The organism is Phyllobacterium sp. P5_D12, from assembly GCF_054049495.1.
In genome coordinates this window covers 1-1,195 of sequence record NZ_JBFUMG010000914.1, presented here as the reverse complement: position 1 = coordinate 1,195, position 1,195 = coordinate 1, and the positions used below count along the sequence as shown (strand labels likewise).

The following is a 1,195-nucleotide window of genomic DNA, read 5'->3' as shown; positions in this document are numbered from 1 at the left end:
CGACTATGCGTCGTTGTTGGGATTGCCTGCACGGCACTCGGTATCGGCCTTGCCAGCTCGATCGAGTGGATATCCAGACCGTTTCACAGATAACTATCGGCCTGCCGGTCAGGGCTGCCAGAAAAAAGCGCTTGCCTATAGCGGCGAAGAAAATCATGATGACATGAATTTTCCGCGCCAATTTCTGCGGACCCGGCTAATTCACCCCGTTTTAGGCGGGGTTTTTTGCATTTGAGAGACGCGTTGAGCTTCTTCAATCGTCAAATCTATAACCGAAGTGATCAATTTCGCGTTCGCAATGCCGATGCACCACATTGCGTGTTTCTGCATCGTAGAATTCGCGGAAATCATATTTCTGAGCAACCTTGGCCGCACCGAGCTTCGGTTGCGATATATTGAGTTGATCACACAATGAGTCGAAATCGGCCGCAAGACTCTCATGGCGTCCTATAAAGTCGACTGCTACGCGATCATTGATGGTGTAAATCGGCCAAGAATCCATCAGATGATGCCAAGCCGCGAACGAACCCCTTCGCTCCGTCATATTCCTCACAAAGACAGAAAAGGGATCGCGGGTCGCAGCGGACTTCCTTGTCAGGTAGAGGTACATTGAAACTATCTTTTTATAAGGATTGCGAATGAAGGTGAATTTATAGTGGCTCTTCCAGGCTTCCTCATCGAACGATCGAACTTGTTCCGCGCTCGGATGATCTGCAATCGGTCCAAAATGCCCTTGATATCGCTTGTTTTGCAGGCCAATTGCACGCTTTGACCATTTTGCATTGATTGCCAGCGCCGCCGGAATGCTTGCCATACGTTGAGTTTGTGCAGCATCGAAACGCGCCCTGAGATTTGGGAAAGCGCCTATGTCGGCACGCTCTTTTTCCGATCCCAGAAGAATGTCAAATGGTCCCAAATGCGGGACAAGAGCCATGTTGATGGAACTTCCTGCCGTCTTCGGACAATGAAGAAAGGTGAATTTGTGTCGGTATGAAATAATCACGGCACCCCTTCGCTATTCTAGGGCGGCGTTAATTTTCACTCCGTACTATTGATGAGAACCCCTGCGCCGCGCACGCGGCATAACTGAACGCTGTGCTAACCCGCCCCAAGTTAGCTATTTTGCGAATATATACTAATTGGAGAGCCGGATCGACCTTGCGTAGCTCTATCAGTGTGGAAAATAGGAAATTTG

Annotated in this window: 1 protein-coding gene; it reads right to left on the bottom strand. The window is 49.5% G+C overall.

From position 1 onward, the window contains the following. Positions 1 to 253: 253 nt before the first annotated feature. Entirely contained in the window at positions 254 to 1,003 is a 750-nt protein-coding gene (locus tag ACXJ5O_RS27575) for a sulfotransferase family 2 domain-containing protein (protein WP_457302689.1), read from the bottom strand. Positions 1,004 to 1,195 lie beyond the last annotated feature (192 nt).